This is a genomic window from Streptomyces sp. NPDC005496 (assembly GCF_042872045.1).
Classification (GTDB): domain Bacteria; phylum Actinomycetota; class Actinomycetes; order Streptomycetales; family Streptomycetaceae; genus Streptomyces.
Genome location: NZ_JBIAJQ010000004.1, coordinates 341,330 through 357,873 on the forward strand (window position 1 = coordinate 341,330; position 16,544 = coordinate 357,873).

The 16,544-nt window shown below is 73.5% G+C and carries 19 protein-coding genes and 2 riboswitches; of the genes, 12 read left to right on the top strand and 7 right to left on the bottom strand.

Translation table 11 applies throughout. From position 1 onward, the window contains the following. Positions 1-176 precede the first annotated feature (176 nt). Positions 177-773, top strand: coding sequence for a TetR/AcrR family transcriptional regulator C-terminal domain-containing protein (locus tag ACFYQQ_RS13975; protein WP_355793377.1), 597 nt, complete (start codon positions 177-179; stop codon positions 771-773). A gap of 102 nt (positions 774-875) precedes the next feature. Here ACFYQQ_RS13975 and ACFYQQ_RS13980 read toward each other — a convergent pair whose 3' ends face one another. Continuing rightward, positions 876-1,658 carry a CbtA family protein gene (locus ACFYQQ_RS13980; protein ID WP_355794396.1) on the bottom strand — a complete coding sequence of 261 codons (783 nt, stop codon included), beginning with the start codon at positions 1,656-1,658 and terminating at the stop codon, positions 876-878. Positions 1,659-1,683: 25 nt separating this feature from the next. Then, positions 1,684-1,905 (bottom strand): CbtB-domain containing protein, encoded by a 222-nt coding sequence (locus ACFYQQ_RS13985; RefSeq protein WP_355794397.1) that lies wholly within the window; start codon positions 1,903-1,905, stop codon positions 1,684-1,686. 36 nt (positions 1,906-1,941) lie between these two features. Next, positions 1,942-2,085, bottom strand: a riboswitch (cobalamin riboswitch). 143 nt (positions 2,086-2,228) lie between these two features. Between ACFYQQ_RS13985 and ACFYQQ_RS13990 the strand changes: the two genes are divergently transcribed. Further along, positions 2,229-2,837 carry a histidine phosphatase family protein gene (locus tag ACFYQQ_RS13990; RefSeq protein ID WP_355794398.1) on the top strand — a complete coding sequence of 203 codons (609 nt, stop codon included), beginning with the start codon at positions 2,229-2,231 and terminating at the stop codon, positions 2,835-2,837. Between the two features lie 207 nt (positions 2,838-3,044). On the opposite strand, the gene ACFYQQ_RS13995 is transcribed toward ACFYQQ_RS13990, so the two are convergent. Continuing rightward, a complete protein-coding gene (locus ACFYQQ_RS13995) occupies positions 3,045-3,410 on the bottom strand; it encodes a four-helix bundle copper-binding protein (RefSeq protein ID WP_355795993.1) in 366 nt (121 codons plus the stop codon). A gap of 163 nt (positions 3,411-3,573) precedes the next feature. On the opposite strand from ACFYQQ_RS13995, the gene ACFYQQ_RS14000 reads away from it, so the two are divergent. The 4 genes from ACFYQQ_RS14000 to ACFYQQ_RS14015 all read left to right on the top strand — a co-directional run bounded on the left by ACFYQQ_RS14000 (position 3,574) and on the right by ACFYQQ_RS14015 (position 7,625). Continuing rightward, positions 3,574-3,942, top strand: coding sequence for a DUF6479 family protein (locus tag ACFYQQ_RS14000; RefSeq protein WP_355795990.1), 369 nt, complete (start codon positions 3,574-3,576; stop codon positions 3,940-3,942). A gap of 369 nt (positions 3,943-4,311) precedes the next feature. Then, positions 4,312-4,815 (top strand): GNAT family N-acetyltransferase, encoded by a 504-nt coding sequence (locus ACFYQQ_RS14005; protein WP_356164382.1) that lies wholly within the window; start codon positions 4,312-4,314, stop codon positions 4,813-4,815. A 300-nt stretch (positions 4,816-5,115) separates the two neighbouring features. After that, entirely contained in the window at positions 5,116-6,477 is a 1,362-nt protein-coding gene (locus tag ACFYQQ_RS14010) for a bifunctional o-acetylhomoserine/o-acetylserine sulfhydrylase (protein WP_355795031.1), read from the top strand. After that, a complete protein-coding gene (locus tag ACFYQQ_RS14015; protein WP_388904780.1) occupies positions 6,474-7,625 on the top strand; it encodes a homoserine O-acetyltransferase in 1,152 nt (383 codons plus the stop codon). Before ACFYQQ_RS14010 ends, ACFYQQ_RS14015 begins: the two co-directional genes overlap by 4 nt. A 194-nt stretch (positions 7,626-7,819) precedes the next feature. On the opposite strand, the gene ACFYQQ_RS14020 is transcribed toward ACFYQQ_RS14015, so the two are convergent. The 3 genes from ACFYQQ_RS14020 to ACFYQQ_RS14030 all read right to left on the bottom strand — a co-directional run bounded on the left by ACFYQQ_RS14020 (position 7,820) and on the right by ACFYQQ_RS14030 (position 10,660). Continuing rightward, a complete protein-coding gene (locus tag ACFYQQ_RS14020) occupies positions 7,820-9,229 on the bottom strand; it encodes an NtaA/DmoA family FMN-dependent monooxygenase (protein WP_355791352.1) in 1,410 nt (469 codons plus the stop codon). 18 nt (positions 9,230-9,247) lie between these two features. Continuing rightward, on the bottom strand, positions 9,248-10,459 hold the full coding sequence (locus ACFYQQ_RS14025; protein ID WP_355791355.1) for an LLM class flavin-dependent oxidoreductase: 1,212 nt from the start codon (positions 10,457-10,459) through the stop codon (positions 9,248-9,250). Positions 10,460-10,534: 75 nt separating this feature from the next. After that, complete coding sequence (locus tag ACFYQQ_RS14030) at positions 10,535-10,660, bottom strand: putative leader peptide (protein ID WP_355791358.1); 126 nt, start codon at positions 10,658-10,660, stop codon at positions 10,535-10,537. A gap of 179 nt (positions 10,661-10,839) precedes the next feature. Then, positions 10,840-10,980: riboswitch (SAM riboswitch) on the top strand. Between the two features lie 371 nt (positions 10,981-11,351). Here ACFYQQ_RS14030 and ACFYQQ_RS14035 point away from each other — a divergent pair. Next, on the top strand, positions 11,352-12,284 hold the full coding sequence (locus ACFYQQ_RS14035; protein WP_388904613.1) for a glutathione S-transferase family protein: 933 nt from the start codon (positions 11,352-11,354) through the stop codon (positions 12,282-12,284). A gap of 37 nt (positions 12,285-12,321) precedes the next feature. On the opposite strand, the gene ACFYQQ_RS14040 is transcribed toward ACFYQQ_RS14035, so the two are convergent. Then, the gene (locus ACFYQQ_RS14040; protein WP_355794560.1) at positions 12,322-12,720 is read right to left on the bottom strand and encodes a nuclear transport factor 2 family protein; all 399 of its coding nucleotides are present in this window, start codon (positions 12,718-12,720) and stop codon (positions 12,322-12,324) included. A gap of 84 nt (positions 12,721-12,804) precedes the next feature. Between ACFYQQ_RS14040 and ACFYQQ_RS14045 the strand changes: the two genes are divergently transcribed. The 5 genes from ACFYQQ_RS14045 (at position 12,805) to ACFYQQ_RS14065 (ending at position 16,467) form a co-directional block, all read left to right on the top strand. Further along, positions 12,805-13,368, top strand: a complete 564-nt coding sequence (locus ACFYQQ_RS14045) for a PadR family transcriptional regulator (RefSeq protein ID WP_355794558.1) — start codon at positions 12,805-12,807, stop codon at positions 13,366-13,368. Between the two features lie 155 nt (positions 13,369-13,523). Continuing rightward, entirely contained in the window at positions 13,524-14,219 is a 696-nt protein-coding gene (locus tag ACFYQQ_RS14050; protein ID WP_388904616.1) for a type 1 glutamine amidotransferase domain-containing protein, read from the top strand. 206 nt (positions 14,220-14,425) lie between these two features. Further along, a complete protein-coding gene (gene dhaK / locus ACFYQQ_RS14055) occupies positions 14,426-15,418 on the top strand; it encodes a dihydroxyacetone kinase subunit DhaK (RefSeq protein ID WP_356165520.1) in 993 nt (330 codons plus the stop codon). A gap of 46 nt (positions 15,419-15,464) precedes the next feature. Then, positions 15,465-16,064 carry a dihydroxyacetone kinase subunit DhaL gene (gene dhaL / locus ACFYQQ_RS14060; RefSeq protein WP_356165522.1) on the top strand — a complete coding sequence of 200 codons (600 nt, stop codon included), beginning with the start codon at positions 15,465-15,467 and terminating at the stop codon, positions 16,062-16,064. Then, entirely contained in the window at positions 16,057-16,467 is a 411-nt protein-coding gene (locus tag ACFYQQ_RS14065) for a PTS fructose transporter subunit IIA (protein WP_356165524.1), read from the top strand. The genes dhaL and ACFYQQ_RS14065 overlap by 8 nt, the downstream gene beginning before the upstream one ends. Positions 16,468-16,544: the final 77 nt, after the last annotated feature.

Here is a 16,544-nt window from a genome sequence, read left to right on the forward strand (position 1 = left end):
AGGCTCGTGCGGCCCGGCCCCGGCGAGGGCGCACGCGAGCGCCCGTGCCGCCGTACCGCCCATGTTCCGGACGACGCGCCGGACGTAGCATGCGGGGAGTTCCGTAACCGGCCCCCCGACCGGTTTCCGAACGGTGCCGGAAGCGGCCCGACCACGAACCTGGACCGACTCGTCTCATGAAGACCGACAGACACGCAGCGGGGACCGGCCCGACGCCCCCTCCTCCCAGACCGGCGCTGAATCGTTCCCGCATCGCCGCGGCGGCCCTGGCGCTGATCGACGTCAACGGCCTGCGCGCCTTCTCGATGCGCAAGCTCGGCGCGGGCCTCGGGGTCGACCCGATGGCCGCGTACCGCTACTTCGAGGACCAGGACGCGCTCTTCGACGGCGTCGCCGAACTCCTCTTCGCCGAGGCCGACCTCGAATCGCTGCCCTGGGAGGAGTCCTGGCGGACCGTGGCCGGGGAGTACTGCCTGCGACTGCGGGCCACCCTGCTCGACCACCCGCACGCCGTCGCGGTGTTCGCGACGCACCCGGTGCGCTCACGGGCGGCGGCGGACGTGTGCGCACGGCTCACCGGGCACCTCGCAGCCGCCGGTTTCGATCCGTCGCAGGCAGCCCATGTCGCGCGCTGTCTACGGGAGTTCACCGTCGGGCACGCACTGAGCGTGGCGGTGCGGCACCCGGAGCCGGAAGGCGCCGACGAGGATGCCGCCGCGCGGTTCGAGACCGGTCTCACCGCGATGCTGGACGGCTTCGAACGGCTGAGGTGAGACGCGCGCTCACCGGGCACCGGCACGCGGCTCCGGCCGGAAGCGTCCCTCCGGCGCGTGCGGACGGGCCCCGGTCGTCCGGGGCCCGTCGTTCGTGCACGCTCAGGGCGCCGCGGAAGCCGCCGGGGCGGCGGACGCCTTCTCCTCACCCTGCCCCGTCACCCGGGGCGTCCCGCCGACCGCCAGCCGGTGGGCCAGCTCGCCGAAGACGAGCCCGAAGGAGGTCCACAGCGTCACCTGGATCGCCAGCGCGGCGAGCCGGAACTGCCAGAGCAAGGTGCCCGAGAAGTCCTTGGGCACCTCGTCGAACGCCGGCAGGAACGCGTACGCCAGGCCCACGGCGGCGACGAAGAACGCGCCCGCCGCCAAGGTGGCGTACCAGTTGCCCAGTCGGGGCGCGAGGCGCTTGCCCAGGATGACGGTGGCGACGGCGAGCAGCACGCTCAGCACCGTCATCAGGAAGTACAGCGTCGTGCGCTTGCCGATCGTGTCGGCGTCCCCCACCGCCGGCGGATTCGCCGGGTACTTGAGGAACGGCACGACGTACACCGCGACGAGCCCCGCCGTCGAAAGGAGCAGCGCGCTCGCACGCGGCCCGAAGCGGCCGATCCTGCCGAGGGCGAAGCAGTACGCGAGGGCCGCGATGCCGCCGAAGGCGACGCCGTAGACGAGCACACCGGTGGCCAGGCCGCCGGTGGACTGCATGGTGCGCGTCACCGCCTCCATGCCGTGCTCGTGATGGTGCGCGTGCGATTCCTCGTAGGCGATCGCGGCGTCCACCCGCGACTCGCCGAGGAAGTACGCGACGACCAGGGCGAGCACGCCGGCGGCGAGACCCGCCAGCATGCCGCGCACCAGCAGGTTTCTCACTGTTGCCGAGTTCATCGACTCGTACGCTTCCCTGTCGCCGTCAGTGGCAGGGGAAGCCGAGCAGATGGCGGGCGTCGTGCACCCACTCGTGCACGTTCTCACCGGAGACGAGCGAGGTGGCGCCCTGTTCGGCGCCGACGAAGTAGAGCAGGACCAGCATCAGGATGCCGAAGAAGACCGCCCAGGGGGCGATCGCGCTGATCGGCAGCTTCGCGGGAACGGCGGTGGGCGTGACGGCCGGCTGAGCGACGGACTGCGCCATGTGGCAGGACCTCCTGGGGAACTCGCGTCCCATCGTGGTGGTGCACAGGACGACGGCTGCGGGTCTGACTTGCCGGGCCCTCACCGCCCTTGGAGGGGGCGGCCGTTGCCTGGCTTACAGTGGCGCGACCGTGCCGGATTCTCACCGGGCTTCCGCCGGACCGTCGTCAATATCGTCGAGACCGTACCGCGAAGCGGAGGCCCGGCCAAGGGCGCATGAGTCCGGAGGAGCGCGCCCCGGGGCGCCCGCGGGTCGTCAACTCGCCCGCCGCGCACGGAGGTTGGGCACGGGGACGGCACCATCACGACCACGAAAGCGGATCCATGACGACCCGAGTGACCTTGATCTCAGCGGCGTCCAGCAGGGCCTTGCGCGAGGCGCGCTTCGACGACGGCTGCCCCGCCGACGCGGCCGGTCTGCGGCTCGCGCGGGCTGCCGCCGGCACGCTCACGGCGAGGGGTGAGGTGTGGGTCTCCCCCAGCGCGCGCTGCCGTGACAGCGCGGGCGCGCTCGGCCTGGACGCCGTCGAGGTGGCCGCGCTGGCCGGTCTCGACGTGGGTCGCTGGCGCGGCGCGACGCTGGACGAGGTGGGCGCGAGGGAGCCGGACGCGGTCGTGCGCTGGCTGGCCGACCCCAAGGCCGCTCCGCACGGCGGGGAGTCGGTGCGGGACCTGTGCGACCGGGTCGCCGGGCGGCTGGACGCGGCGGCGCAGCTCTCGGGACGCGTGATCGCCGTCGTGGAACCGGAGGTCGTACGGGCGGCGGTGGTGAGGGCGCTCGGGGTGCCCGAGACGGCGTTCTGGCGGATCGACGTACCGCCGCTGACCGCCACGGAACTCAGTGGCCGCGCGGACCGCTGGAACGTCCGGGTCGGCCGCCCCCTCACGGGCGTGGAAGCGGACCGAGACGGCTCTGGCACCGAGGCCGGCTGAGACCGCTTCGACAGGGGCGGCGACTGAGACCACCTCGGCGCGGACGGCGACTGACGTCACCCGGCACGGACAGCGGCTGAGACGACCCAGGCAGGACGGCCGCGTTTCGCCGGTGCGTACGGCGGTCCGGCCCCGTCGACGTCGCGCGCGCCGGAAATGCCGGCGGTGCCGCCCAAGTGCCGGACCCGAAGCCGCGAGAGCCCGGTCTCAGCGGAGCGTGGCCATGAAGTCGGTGCAAGCCTGGGCGCACTCGCGGCAGGCCTTGGCGCTGTCCTGCGCGCCGGGGTGGTCGTCGAAGACGTCGGCGCACTCCAGGCAGACGTCCCGGCACCACTCCAGCTGGACGCGCATGCCCGCCTCGTCCAGGCCCGCCTGCTCGGACAGCATGCGGCACGTCGCGTCGCACACCTCCGCGCACATGATGCCCTTGCGGCGGACGAGTTCCTGTTCCTTCGGCCCGTCCGGTTCCACGAGGCTCGCGCGCAGCGCGCACGCCCGCGCACACTCCGTGCACGACTGCGCGCAGGTGAAACGGTCCTCCAGGAACCGGAAGAGCTCCTGCTCAGATGTCATTGAGGTCACCTGGTCCGGGTTGCCCCGGTCTCCCTTGTCAAACCCGGCGTCCACGGCCACGCCCCGCCGGGACGGCGGCCGACCGATCGGAATTTGTCATTCCGATTCGCCCGTGGGCCGGGGGGTACTCGCGCGCCAGGACCACACGAGGGACGGATGCGCCATGAGCACACCAGGGATCGACATGGCTGCGGACCGCGGTCTGGTGGCCGGCTTCGCGCCGCTCGCGATCGGGCTGGCCGTCGTGGCACTGCTGGCCGGCGCCATGTGGATGGACAGCCGGATACGCGGCAGGGAGAACGACCGGCCGGGGCCCGAGGAACAGCCGAAACCGCCCGAGAGCGGCCCGGTCTTCGAGGTCAGCGAGAACCGCGAGCCCGACGAGGTGCCCCGCAGCAGCCGGCGGCTGACGCCGTACGAGCTGGCGGCGCACGGCAACATCGCCTCCCGGCCGAGCCGCGACCGGACCAGGCAGCGGTGGAGCCGCGGCTCCAGCGGCTCCTTCGGCGGCGGCGGTTCGGGCGCCCACTGAGAGCACTCCGGGGCCGCGCCCGCGGCCCCACGGCTGGCGGGGCCGCCTCGTCCACCGGGGCCGGCGCCGGGTGCCCCGGTGGTGAGGTGTGCGCTGCCCCGCGAGCGGCCGACACGACGGGCGGGACGGGCGGGGCGGGAGCGAACGGCCGGCGTCACAAGGCCGTTGACCGGAGCGGCCGGCCCGGCATCACCAGGCCGTCGGGCAGCCGCGCCAAGGCGCGCGCCGAGTCGCGCCGGGCTTCTGCGAACGCACTGTTTCCGTCTTGCGAACATCGCGCCGAAGGGGAGGACACGCGTCCTCGGCCGGGGTGACCATGCAGGTCCACGGGCGTCCGCACCCCGTGCCCGTCCCCCGCGAGGAAGCACCATGAGCCTGCCGTCCGCCACCCTGAGGTGGGAGTCCGAGAGCTGGAACGCCGCCGCGGCGGTCCGGCTGCGCGAGCTGATGTCCGCCGAACTGGCCCCCCGCTACGCCCCCGTCGAGCACCGGCGCGTACGTGCGCCGCAGCCGTCGGCGGACGAGATCGTCGTCACCTGGATCGGCTACGCGAACGACGTCCCCGTGGTGACCGCGTCCCTGCGCAGGCTGCCGGACCGGCACGAGGTCAAGCGCGTGTTCGTGCACGCCGACCACCGCGGGCGCGGCCTGGCCAGGGCCGCCCTCGGCGCCGTCGAGTCGACGGCGCGGGAGCTCGGCGTCGAGCGGCTGTGGCTCCAGACGGGCGCCCTGCAGCCGGAGGCCCGGGCCCTCTACGCGCGGGAGGGCTGGCACCGCGTGCCGCCCTACGCGCCGTACGACCGCAACCCGTTCAGCGTGTGCTTCAGCAAGTTCCTCGCACCGCACCCCGGCGGCGGCGCCCATGTCGCCTGAGCGCGCCGGAATCCCGGCGGCCCCGCGCCGGCCGTCCCCTCCCCTGCCCGCCCGGCGGCCGGCCGCTCTCCGACGCCCGGGCACCGGCCGCCCGACCGTCCTCGTGACCCGCCGGTACGTCGACCACGCGCGCGTCACCACCACCGGGTGTCCCGGCGTCGACTGAGCCCGCCAGGAATCGGCGCCCGAAGCGCTGTCCGGTACCCGTCCGCTCCGCCCCCGTGGCGCGCCCCCGACGGCTGCCGCCACGCCACGCCCTCGCCCACTCGCGCGCCCTCGCACACCGCACCAGGGAGAACCATGAGCCAGCCGATCGACTCCGTCACCGCAGGTCACACCCCCGAGGAGGAACCCGCCGGGCCCGACACCTCGGCCTGGTCGTTCGAGACGAAGCAGGTCCACGCCGGTGCCGTGCCGGACCCGACGACCGGGGCGCGGGCGGTGCCCATCTACCAGACCAGCTCGTTCGTCTTCCGCGACACCCGGCACGCCGCGGACCTGTTCTCCCTCGCCGAGCCCGGCAACATCTACACGCGCATCCACAACCCCACGCAGGACGTCTTCGAGCAGCGCGTCGCGGCGCTGGAGGGCGGTGTCGCCGCCGTGGCCCTCGCCTCCGGGCAGGCGGCGGAGACCCTGGCGATCCTGACCCTGGCGAGCGCCGGCGACCACATCGTCTCCAGCACGTCCCTGTACGGCGGCACGTACAACCTCTTCCGCCACACCCTGCCGAAGTTCGGCATCGAGGTGTCCTTCGTCGACGACCCGGACGACCCCGAGGCGTGGCGGGCGGCGATCCGGCCCACCACCAAGGCCCTGTTCGCGGAGACGCTGGGCAATCCGCGCGGCAACGTCCTCGACGTCCGGGCCGTCGCGGACGTCGCCCACGCGGCGGGCCTCCCGCTGATCGTGGACAACACCGTGCCCACGCCGTACCTGCTGCGGCCGATCGAGCACGGCGCCGACATCGTCGTCCACTCGGCGACCAAGTTCCTCGGCGGGCACGGGACGACCATCGCCGGTGTCGTCGTGGACGGCGGCACCTTCGACTTCGGCGCGCACGCCGACCGCTTCCCGGACTTCAGCGAGCCCGACCCCAGCTACCACGGGCTGCGGTACTGGCCCGCGCTCGGCCCGGGAGCCTTCGCCGTCAAACTGCGGGTACAGCTGCTGCGTGACCTCGGCCCCGCGCTGTCCCCGCACTCCGCGTTCCTGCTCCTCCAGGGCGTGGAGACGCTCAGTCTGCGCATCGAGCGGCACTCGGCCAACGCCCAGGCCCTGGCCGAATGGCTGGAGCAGCGCGACGAGGTCGCGGCCGTCCACTATCCGGGGCTCGCGTCCAACCGCTGGCACGAGGCCGCGCAGCGGTACCTGCCGCGCGGTGCGGGCGCGGTGCTGGCCTTCGAACTGCGGGACGGCGTCGAGGCGGGGAAGCGGTTCGTGGACGCGGTCGAACTGTTCAGCCACCTCGCCAACATCGGTGACGTACGCAGCCTCATCATCCATCCGGCGTCCACGACGCACAGCCAGCTCGACGAGGAGGGCCTGGCCGCCACCGGGACCTCGCCGGGGCTGGTGCGCCTGTCGGTCGGCATCGAGAACCTCGCGGATCTGAAGGCGGACCTGGAGGCCGGCTTCCGGGCGGCGAAGGGCGCGTCCTGAGCACCGTACCGACGACGTCTCCGCTCCCCCTCCCGCCTGCCTCGGGTGCCTGGCGGGAGGGGGACCCGCCCGGGCGGCGCCACTGGCACGTCCGGGAGAGGCCGCTGCCCCTGGAGGCGGGCGGTGAACTGCCCGGGGTGCGCCTGGCGTTCGAGACCTGGGGTCGGCTCGCGCCGGACCGGTCCAACGCGGTGCTGGTGCTGCACGCGCTCACCGGCGACAGCCACGTGGCCGGTCCCGCCGGTCCCGGCCATCCGACGCCGGGCTGGTGGGACGGGCTGGTGGGCCCCGGCCGGGCTCTCGACACCGACCGCTGGTTCGTCGTCGCCCCGAACGTGCTCGGCGGCTGCCAGGGCAGTACGGGTCCGTCCTCCCGGCGGCCCGACGGACGGCGCTGGGGCGGCGCCTTCCCGTTTCTGACGCAGCGTGACCAGGTGGCCGCCGAGGCCGACTTGGCGGACGCGCTGGGCATCGGCAGGTGGGCCCTGGTCATCGGCGGCTCGATGGGCGGGATGCGTGCCCTGGAGTGGGCCGTGTCGTATCCGGAGCGCTCGGCGGCGCTCCTGCTGCTGGCGACCACGGCCGCGGCGAGCGCCGAACAGATCGCGTGGGCCGCGGCCCAGGTCCACGCGGTCCGCGCCGACCCGGGGTGGCGCGGCGGCGACTACCACGACGCCGGGCCCGGTGGCGGTCCGCACGCGGGGCTCGGCCTGGCGCGCCGTCTCGCCCACGTCACCTATCGCAGCGAGCCGGAGCTGCGGGCCCGCTTCGGGCGTGCTCCGCAGGACGCGGAGGACCCGTGGCGCGGCGGCCGGTACCGGGTGGAGTCGTATCTGGACCACCATGCCGCCAAGCTGGTGCGCCGCTTCGACGCGGGGAGCTATGTCGCGCTGGCCGAGGCCATGAACAGTCACGACGTCGGCCGGGGCCGCGGCGGTACGCGCGCCGCGCTCCGCCGGGTGACCGCTCGGACGCTCGTCGCCGCGGTCGACTCCGACCGTCTCTATCCCCCGTACCAGCAGGCCGAGTTGGTGGCCGGGATCGGCACGGCGGACGGCCTGCGCACGGTCGTCTCGCCGTACGGCCACGACGGTTTCCTCATCGAGGTGGCGCAGGTCGCCGCGCTGGTCCGGGAGTTGCTGGACTAGGGCCTGTCTGACAATTCCCGTCGTCGCCCGGAGGGCGGCCTCGCGGCGTCAGGTGCGTGCTCTCGGCGTGCCGGGCGTAGAGCCTCGTACTGGACGTACTTGGGTCTGCGCCCGGTGCGGCGAGAGTGCGTGCATGGCGTCGCGAGGCAGACGGGAATTGTCAGACAGGCCCTAGCACGGCGACCTGTCCGGCGTCAGGACGCCACGCGGTCCGCCTCCGCGTCGGAGCGCCGGGCGGCGGGCTCGGCCAGGCCGAGGTGGTCGCGCAGGGTCGTGCCCGTGTAGTCGTGCCGGAAGACGCCGCGTTCCTGGAGGAGGGGTACGACCCGGTCGGCGAAGGGGTCGAGTCCGCCGGGCGTGATGTGCGGGACCAGGATGAAGCCGTCGGCGGCGTCCGCCTGGACCAGGGAGTCGATGGACTCGGCGACCGTGGCCGGGGAGCCGATGAAGGTCTGGCGGTTGCCGGTCTCGATGACGAGGTCGCGGATGGACCACTTGTTCGCGGCGGCGAGCTCGCGCCACTCCCTGGCGGTGGCGACCGGGTCGCGGTACATCCGCACCTGGGCGCGGCCCCGGGCGACGGTGTGCTCGCCGGGGTCGGGGTCGATGTCGGGCAGCGGGCCGTCGGGGTCGTACCCGGACAGGTCGCGGTTCCAGACGAACTCCAGGTGCTTGATCGCGGTCGCTCCGCTGACCTGGAGGCGGCGCACCTCGTGGGCGATCTCCTCCGCCTCGGCGTCCGTGTCGCCGAGGACGAAGGTCGCGGCGGGCAGGATCAGCAGCTGGTCGTGGGTGCGGCCGTGGCGGGCCAGGCGTCCCTTGACGTCGCTGTAGAACGCGCGGCCCGCCTGCAGGGTGCTGTGCCGGCTGAAAATGGCGTCCGCGTCGGCGGCGGCGAACTCCCGCCCCTCCTCGGAGTCGCCGGCCTGGAAGATCACGGGGCGCCCCTGCGGACTGCGCGGGACGTTGAACCGGCCCTGGATGTCGAAGTGCTGCCCCCGGTGCGCGAAGGCGCCGGCGCGCGCGTCCCGCAGGAAGGTGCCGCTCTGCTGGTCGGCGGCGATCTCATCCCCGTGCCAGGAGTCGAAGAGTTCGTGGGCGGTCGCAAGGAACTCCCTGGCCCTGGAGTACCGCTCCTCCTGCGGGAGGAAGCCGCCGCGGCGGAAGTTCTCCCCGGTGAAGGCGTCCCAGGAGGTGACGACGTTCCAGGCGGCCCGCCCGTCGGAGAGGTGGTCGAGGCTCGCGAACTGCCGGGCCACTTCGTAGGGTTCGTTGAAGGTGGAGTTGATGGTGCCGGTCAGGCCGAGGCGGTCGGTGACGGCGGCGAGGGCCGACAGGACGGTGAAGGTGTCGGGGCGGCCCACGACGTCCAGGTCGTAGATGCGTCCGCCCTGTTCGCGCAGCCTGAGCCCCTCGGCGAGGAACAGGAAGTCGAACTTGGCGCGTTCGGCGGTCCGCGCGAAGTGCGCGAACGAATCGAACTCGATGTGGCTCCCCGCCGCGGGGTCGCTCCACACGGTGGTGTTGTTGACTCCGGGGAAGTGGGCCGCGAGGTGGATCTGCTTCAGCGGCTTGTCGGACGACGTGGTCAACGGCTTGCTCATGGCTGGAAGTCCTCGGGCTCAGGCGGTGGCGTAGCGGTTCGCGGGGCGGGCGAGGCCGAGCAGGCCGCGCAGGGTGTCGCTCTCGTACGCGTGCCGGAACACCTCGCGGCGCTGGAGTTCGGGCACCAGGCCCCGGGTGATCGCCGGGAGGTCGTGACCGGCGACGGCGGGCCGCAGCCGGAAGCCGGACAGTCCGGCCTCGCTCAACTCCGTCAGCAGGTCGGCCAGTTGTGCGGGCGTCCCGGTGAAGACGGGTGCGTCACCGGTGTACGGGTGTCCCGCCAGGTCGTCCAGGCGGTCGCGGCGGGCGGCCGCCGCGGCCGGGTCCTCGTCGAGGAAGACCAGGAGGTCGCCGAAGAGGTGGAGCGGCTCCTCGGCGCGTCCGCCGGCGGCCCGGGCGGTGCGGACGGCGGCGACGAGGTCGCGGGCCTGGCCGCTGTCGTGCGGGGTGAGAAATCCGAGGTCGGCGGAGCCGGCGAGCAGACGGAACGGGGCGCCCGAGGGGGTCTGGTGGGCGAGTGCGCCGACGAGGGGCTGGCCCTGCGGGGGCCGGGGGGTGATCGAGGGCCCCTTGACGCTGAAGTGCCTGCTCTCGAAGTCGATGTAGTGCAGCTTGTCGCGGTCGATGAAGCGGCCGGTGGCGGTGTCGCGGATCTCCGCGTCGTCCTCCCAGCTGTCCCAGAGGCGGCGCACGGCCTCGACGTAGTCGGCGGCCTCCTCGAAGAGCTCGGCGGCCTGATCCGGGGCGGCGGCCGTGCCGGGTACCTCGGCGGGGAGGCCGGGGACCGTACGGCGGCCGAAGTGGGCGGCCTCGTCCGGCCGGGCCGACACCTGGACGCGCAGGCCCGCGCGGCCGTTGCTGACGTAGTCCAGGGTGGCGACGGCCTTCGAGATGTGGAACGGCTCGGTGTGTGTGGCGACGACGGTGGGGACCAGTCCGATGTGCCGGGTCAGCGGGGCGACGCGGGCTGCGACGAGCACCGCGTCGAGCCGGCCGCGCACCTGGTCGGTACGTGCGTCGGGGCCGGCGGGGAGGGAGGACTGGAGTCCGAGGGAGTCCTCGATGGTGACGAAGTCGAGCAGGCCGTGTTCGGCCTCGGTGACGAGATCGGCCCAGTAGCGGGCGGTGAACAGCTCCTGGGGGCGGGCCTCGGGCTCGCGCCAGGCGGCCGGGTGCCAGCCCGCGCCGTCGAGCGCGACGGCGAGGTGCAGCGGGGAGTTCGGGGACACGGAGGGGTGCCTTCCTGGTCGACCATGGGAGATCGCCGGCCCTCGTCCGGTGGGGGCGGCGGCGCGGGTGCACGGTCAGGGACGACAGAGCGCGCCGGCCACGCGCAGCAGGTCGATGTGCGGCCGGGAGTACAGGCGGACACAGCCGCGTGGGGTGAACGTCACCACGGGACGGCGGAACGCGGGCGACGCGACTCCCATCGCTCCCACCTCCGCCTCCGCACTCGGTGCCCTCCAGAGCGGCAACCAAGCGGCCGCGCCCTTTGTTCCGCCGAACTGTACGCCGCGCCGCGGGAGTCGGGCATGCCGCCGACCACGTCGTGAGACGGCGCGGACGCCTTCTTGACGCTCCCCCGGGGCGCGGCGACACTGCTGAGGACGGTCACGATTGTCAGCGCCCCGCGAGTGTTCGTGCTCGTACGGTCATCGGCCCCGGCCCGCTGGCAGGCAACCCTTCCACCGCGACGGGGTGCCCCGGGTGACGACCGGGTTCCGCCGGTGCGGCGGGACAAGCGTGGTCTCGCGTCTCGCGAGCCCCGAGCGTGGACCGGTGGGAATGCCCAGGAACGACTTGACGAGGCGCCTGCACATCGATCTGCTGCGTGTCTCCAGCGCGTACTAAGGACCGTCCGGCCCTCCGCGTCGCTGCCCGCGAGGCACCTTCGCATACTCGGGTCCGCGCTCCCGGCGTGCCCGGCGACGAGCCCGGCACCGCACGTACGCGGGCCCGCGCCCGGCGCGCGAGCGAGCGTGCCTGACGTCGCGAGGCGGACGGGAGAGGCCGGACAGGTCCCGGTTCCGGCGATCCCGGACCGGTACGAGAGAAGCGCGGTCACTCCGTTTCGTCACGGCGCCCACGAGGCGGCCGGGACTTCCTCACCCATGGAGAGTCATGCCCGAGACCCTGTCGCACGCCTCCAGCACGAGCACTCCCCGCACCGGCACGCCCGAGCCCGGAACCACCGACCCCACCGGCGCCTGTTCCGGCGTCGGGGACACACCCGGCACTCAGTCCTCCCCCGCGGAGTCCGCCGACGCCGGTGCCCCGGCCCGGTGTGCGTCGTCCTTCCGCGCGGCCGCGCCGCTCGACGCGCTCCCCCGGCCCCGCGGCGCGGGTTCGGCCGGCGCTCAGCAGCACGTCCACAACCGGATCGGCGTCGGTCTCGCCGGCGGTTTCTACCCGGCCCCGCACCGCTATCAGCTGTACCTGTCCCCGGACTGTCCGCGCTCGCTGCGCGTCGCGGTCACCGTCGACCTGCTGGGCCTCGGGGACTTCGTCGCCACCCTTCCCGCGGGCCCCGCTGCCCCTGGCGGCCCGGACTGCTCCGCCTCCCTGCGCCGAGCCTACGAGGCCACCTGGCACCACTACGACGGCCCGCTCGCCGTGCCCGCGCTGTGCGACCGGTGGACCGGACGTGTGGTCAGCAACCACACGCCGGACATCCTGCGCGACCTGGCCGGCCTGGCGGACCGCACCGGGGCACAGGTCCCCGCCCTCCGTCCGCCGGCCCACGCGGCGGACATCGACGCCCTGCGCGAGCTCCTCGACACGGAGGTCACCCCGGACGCCCGGCCAGGGCGCCGGTCGGCCGCGCTGGACCGACTGAACGGGCAACTCGCCTCGTCTCCCTACGTGTTGGGCCACGAGATGAGTGCCGCGGACGTGGACCTCTGGGCCGCCCTCGTCCATCTCGACGCTCCCGGCGCCCTCGCCCCGTACGAGCACCTCCGGGGTTATGTGCGGCGGCTCGGTGCCCACCCGGCGTTCCGGGGGAAGACGAGCCGGAGCGAGGGGGCGGGCGTCGCACCGCTTCGGCGACGGTAGTCCGGACCGGCGGAGGCACCGCCTCCGCCGGCCGTCGTCACTCCGCGGCGCCCATCGCCTCCCGGGAGATCTGCTCGAACTGCGCGGCCATCGCCTCCTGGAGGGCCTGGGCGGCCGACAGCGGGCGGACCATCACCGTGAAGTCGTCGATCCTTCCGTCCTCGTCGAGGTGCAGGAAATCGCAGCCCTCGATCTCCTTGTCGCCCACCTTCGCCCGGAAGATCAGGGCGTGGTCGACGCCGTCGGCGTCACCGATCTCACGGACGTAGTGGAAGTCGGTGAAGACGCGCGAGACGCCGCGGACGATGGCCGCGGTGATCGCCCTGCCGGTGTACGGCTTGAACACCACCGGGCTGGTGAACACCACGTTCTCGGCCAGCAGCGCCTCGATCGCGGCGTGGTCGCCGGCCTCCACCGCCTTGCGGAAGGGATGCATCGCGCCCACCTCTCATAGTCAACTAATTGAATAGGTGTGGAAGAGATTACTCGCGTCGGCGGCCGGACATCTAGCCTTGCGGGCATGGCATTGCGCAACGCGGTCCTGGCCGCGCTTCTGGACGGCGAGGCATCGGGCTACGACCTGGCCAAGGGGTTCGACGCGGCGATCGCCAACTTCTGGATGGCGACGCCCCAGCAGCTGTACCGGGAACTCGACCGCATGGCCGCCGAGGGGCTCATCGAGGCGCGGCTCGTGCGCCAGGAGCGCCGGCCGGACAAGCGGATGTTCTCGCTGACGGACGCCGGGCGCCGTGCCCTGCGCGATTTCACCGGCGCCCCGCCCCGGCCCACGGCCATCCGGGACGAGCTCCTGGTCAAGGTGCACGCGGTGGACGAGGGCGATCCCGACGCCGTACGCGCGTCGATCACCGAGCGGCTGGAGGGGGCCCGCGCGAAGCTGGCCCGCTACGACCGGCTGCGCGCCCGCCTCCTCGACGGGCGGACCGAGGACGCGTACCTCGCCGAGGCGGAACGGGTCGGGCCGTATCTGACGCTGATGCGGGGCCGTTCGTTCGAGCGGGAGAACATCGCCTGGGCGGAACGGGCGCTGCGCGTCCTGGAGCAACGCACCGCCGTACGCGGGTAGTTCCGGGAGCAGTGCACGGCCTTCCCCGACGGGAGGCGGCCCGCCTTGCCGGTCGGTGCGGCCCGCACGTATTCCCTCCGGCCCATTGGAAGTCCTATGGCAGCGAATGGCATGTCTATTGGTCACCTATGGGCCGTACGGCCTACCGTCGCGGTATGTCGAAGATTCTTTTTGTGATGACCGGCGCCGACCACTGGACGCTGGCGGACGGCAGCAAGCACCCGACCGGCTTCTGGGCCGAGGAAGCGGTCGCCCCGTACGAGGCGTTCACGGCGGCGGGCCACGAGATCGTGGTCGCCACACCCGGCGGGGTCGTCCCCACCGTGGACCGGGCGAGCCTGGCGCCCGAGGCCAACGGCGGACAGGACAACGCCGACAGGATCGCCGGGGCCCTGGACTCGATGGACGCGCTCCGCGAGCCGATCCGGCTGGAGGACGTGCGGCTCGACGACTACGCGGCCGTGTTCTACCCCGGCGGGCACGGCCCGATGGAGGACCTCGCGGTCGACGCGGTCTCCGGACGCCTCCTCACCCTCGCGCTGACGTCGGGCAAGCCGCTCGGCGTGGTCTGCCACGCCCCCGCCGCGCTGCTCGCCGCGCAGGGCGAGGACGGCCGCAACGCCTTCGCCGGATACCGCCTGACCGGCTTCACCAACGCGGAGGAGACGCAGGCCGGACTCGCCGGCAAGGCGAAGTGGCTGCTCCAGGACCGCCTGGTCGAGGCGGGCGCGGACTTCCAGGAGAGCGAGCCGTGGGCACCGCACGTGGTGGTCGACCGCAATTTGGTCACCGGACAGAACCCGTCCTCCTCCGCCCCGCTCGCCGCGGAACTGCTGAAGAAGCTCGGCTGAGACACCTCTCCGCCCCCTGAACCGGGCCGGGATCCGGCCGCCCCCACGGGCGGCCGGATCCCGGCCCGCCGCGCTTTCCGGACACCTCTCCGGTGCCCGCGCCGGCCCGCCGCCCCGCCGCCTGATCCGTCCGGATCGGCGCCGCACGTGACCACCGCCTCCTGAGCGCCGATACTGCAAGAGGCTGATCTCATCAGGAGGTACCCATGAAGATGCTCATCAACGTGGCGGAGACAGTGGTCGCGGACGCCCTGCGGGGCATGGCGGCGGCTCATCCGGAGCTGACGGTCGACGTGGAGAACCGGGTGATCGTCCGGCGCGACGCGCCGGTGGCCGGAAAGGTCGGGCTCATCTCGGGCGGCGGATCCGGGCACGAACCGCTGCACGGCGGATTCGTGGGTCCGGGGATGCTGTCGGCGGCCTGTCCGGGCGAGGTCTTCACCTCGCCGGTGCCGGACCAGATGCTGCGGGCGGCGGCCGCCGTGAACAGCGGCGCGGGCGTGCTGTTCATCGTGAAGAACTACACGGGCGACGTGCTCAACTTCGACATGGCCGCCGAACTGGCCGAGGACGAGGGCATCCAGGTCGCCAAGGTCCTCGTCAACGACGACGTCGCCGTCACCGACAGTCTGTACACGGCCGGCCGGCGCGGCACCGGCGCGACCCTCTTCGTCGAGAAGATCGCCGGAGCGGCCGCGGAGGAGGGCGCGCCGCTGGAGCGGGTCGAGGCCATCGCCCGGCAGGTGAACGAGAGCTCCCGCAGCTTCGGGGTGGCGCTGGCCGCGTGCACCACGCCCGCCAAGGGCAGCCCCACCTTCGACCTGCCGCCCGGCGAGCTGGAGCTGGGTGTCGGAATCCACGGCGAGCCCGGCCGGGAGCGGCGCGCGATGATGACCTCGCGGGAGATCGCCGACTTCTCGGTGCACGCCGTCCTGGAGGACCTCGACCCGCGCAATCCCGTGCTGGTGCTGGTCAACGGCATGGGGGCGACCCCGCTCCTGGAGCTGTACGGCTTCAACGCGGAGGTCCAGCGGGTGCTGGCCGAACGCGGTGTCGCCGTGGCCCGCACCCTCGTCGGGAACTACGTCACCTCCCTGGACATGGCGGGCGCCTCGGTGACCCTGTGCCAGGTGGACGAGGACCTGCTGCGCCTGTGGGACGCGCCGGTGAAGACCCCGGGTCTGCGCTGGGGCATGTGAGCGGGGCAGGCATCCGGTCAACGTTCGTACCACGCAAGGAGACCTTGTGCTCGACGCCGACTTCTTCCGACGCTGGATGACGGCCACCGCCGCCTCCGTGGAGCGCGAGGCCGAACGGCTCACCGCGCTGGACTCACCGATCGGCGACGCCGACCACGGCAGCAACCTCCAGCGCGGCTTCACCGCCGTGGTGGCCACGCTGGACAAGGACGCCCCGGACACCCCCGGCGCCGTCCTGACCCTCGCCGGCCGGCAGCTGATCTCGACGGTCGGCGGCGCGTCCGGACCGCTGTACGGCACCCTGCTGCGCCGTACGGGCAAGGCGCTCGGGGACGCCGCCGAGGTCACCGAGGAGCAGCTCGCGGAGGCGCTGCGGGCCGGGGTGGACGCGGTCATGGCGCTGGGCGGAGCCGCGCCCGGCGACAAGACCATGATCGACGCGCTGGTGCCGGCCGTGGACGCCCTCGGGGAGTCCTTCGCGGCGGCCGCGGCCGCCGCGAACGACGGCGCCGAGGCGACGACACCGCTCCAGGCACGCAAGGGCAGGGCCAGCTACCTGGGCGAACGCAGCATCGGGCACCAGGACCCGGGCGCCACGTCGTCCGCCCTGCTCCTCGCCGCTCTCGCGGAGGTGTCCGGTGAGTGACGACAAGCTGGTCGGGATCGTCCTGGTGTCGCACAGCGCCGCCGTCGCCGCCTCGGTCGCCGAGCTGGCGGTGGGCTTGGCCGGCGGCGGCACGACCGCCCCGGTGGCGCCCGCGGGCGGCACCGCGGACGGCGGCCTGGGCACCAGTTCGGAGCTGATCTCCGCGGCGGCGGCCTCCGTGGACCGGGGCGCCGGGGTCGCCGTCCTCATGGATCTGGGCAGCGCGGTCCTCACCGTCAAGGCGCTGCTCGCGGAGGGCGACGAGCTGCCGGAGAACACGCGGCTGGTCGACGCGCCCTTCGTCGAGGGGGCGGTCGCGGCCGTCGTCACCGCCTCGGCGGGCGCGGACCTCGCGGCGGTGGAGGCCGCGGCGGCCGAGGCGTACGCGTACCGGAAGGAGTGAGCGCCGGGAGTCGGGCGGCGAGCCTCCGGCCCTCCTCGGGCCGGAGGCTCGCCGCGTCCCGCGTGGGCCGGCGGCGG

Excerpts from the sequence above, each read along its gene's own strand:
- ACFYQQ_RS13975 (WP_355793377.1), top strand. The coding sequence starts at position 177 with ATGAAGACCGACAGACACGCAGCGGGGACCGGCCCGACGCCCCCTCCT.
- ACFYQQ_RS13980 (WP_355794396.1), bottom strand. The coding sequence starts at position 1,658 with ATGAACTCGGCAACAGTGAGAAACCTGCTGGTGCGCGGCATGCTGGCG.
- ACFYQQ_RS13985 (WP_355794397.1), bottom strand. The coding sequence starts at position 1,905 with ATGGCGCAGTCCGTCGCTCAGCCGGCCGTCACGCCCACCGCCGTTCCC.
- ACFYQQ_RS13990 (WP_355794398.1), top strand. The coding sequence starts at position 2,229 with ATGACGACCCGAGTGACCTTGATCTCAGCGGCGTCCAGCAGGGCCTTG.
- ACFYQQ_RS13995 (WP_355795993.1), bottom strand. The coding sequence starts at position 3,410 with ATGACATCTGAGCAGGAGCTCTTCCGGTTCCTGGAGGACCGTTTCACC.
- ACFYQQ_RS14000 (WP_355795990.1), top strand. The coding sequence starts at position 3,574 with ATGAGCACACCAGGGATCGACATGGCTGCGGACCGCGGTCTGGTGGCC.
- ACFYQQ_RS14005 (WP_356164382.1), top strand. The coding sequence starts at position 4,312 with ATGAGCCTGCCGTCCGCCACCCTGAGGTGGGAGTCCGAGAGCTGGAAC.
- ACFYQQ_RS14010 (WP_355795031.1), top strand. The coding sequence starts at position 5,116 with ATGAGCCAGCCGATCGACTCCGTCACCGCAGGTCACACCCCCGAGGAG.
- ACFYQQ_RS14020 (WP_355791352.1), bottom strand. The coding sequence starts at position 9,229 with ATGAGCAAGCCGTTGACCACGTCGTCCGACAAGCCGCTGAAGCAGATC.
- ACFYQQ_RS14030 (WP_355791358.1), bottom strand. The coding sequence starts at position 10,660 with ATGGGAGTCGCGTCGCCCGCGTTCCGCCGTCCCGTGGTGACGTTCACC.
- ACFYQQ_RS14035 (WP_388904613.1), top strand. The coding sequence starts at position 11,352 with ATGCCCGAGACCCTGTCGCACGCCTCCAGCACGAGCACTCCCCGCACC.
- ACFYQQ_RS14040 (WP_355794560.1), bottom strand. The coding sequence starts at position 12,720 with ATGCATCCCTTCCGCAAGGCGGTGGAGGCCGGCGACCACGCCGCGATC.
- ACFYQQ_RS14045 (WP_355794558.1), top strand. The coding sequence starts at position 12,805 with ATGGCATTGCGCAACGCGGTCCTGGCCGCGCTTCTGGACGGCGAGGCA.
- ACFYQQ_RS14050 (WP_388904616.1), top strand. The coding sequence starts at position 13,524 with ATGTCGAAGATTCTTTTTGTGATGACCGGCGCCGACCACTGGACGCTG.
- dhaK (WP_356165520.1), top strand. The coding sequence starts at position 14,426 with ATGAAGATGCTCATCAACGTGGCGGAGACAGTGGTCGCGGACGCCCTG.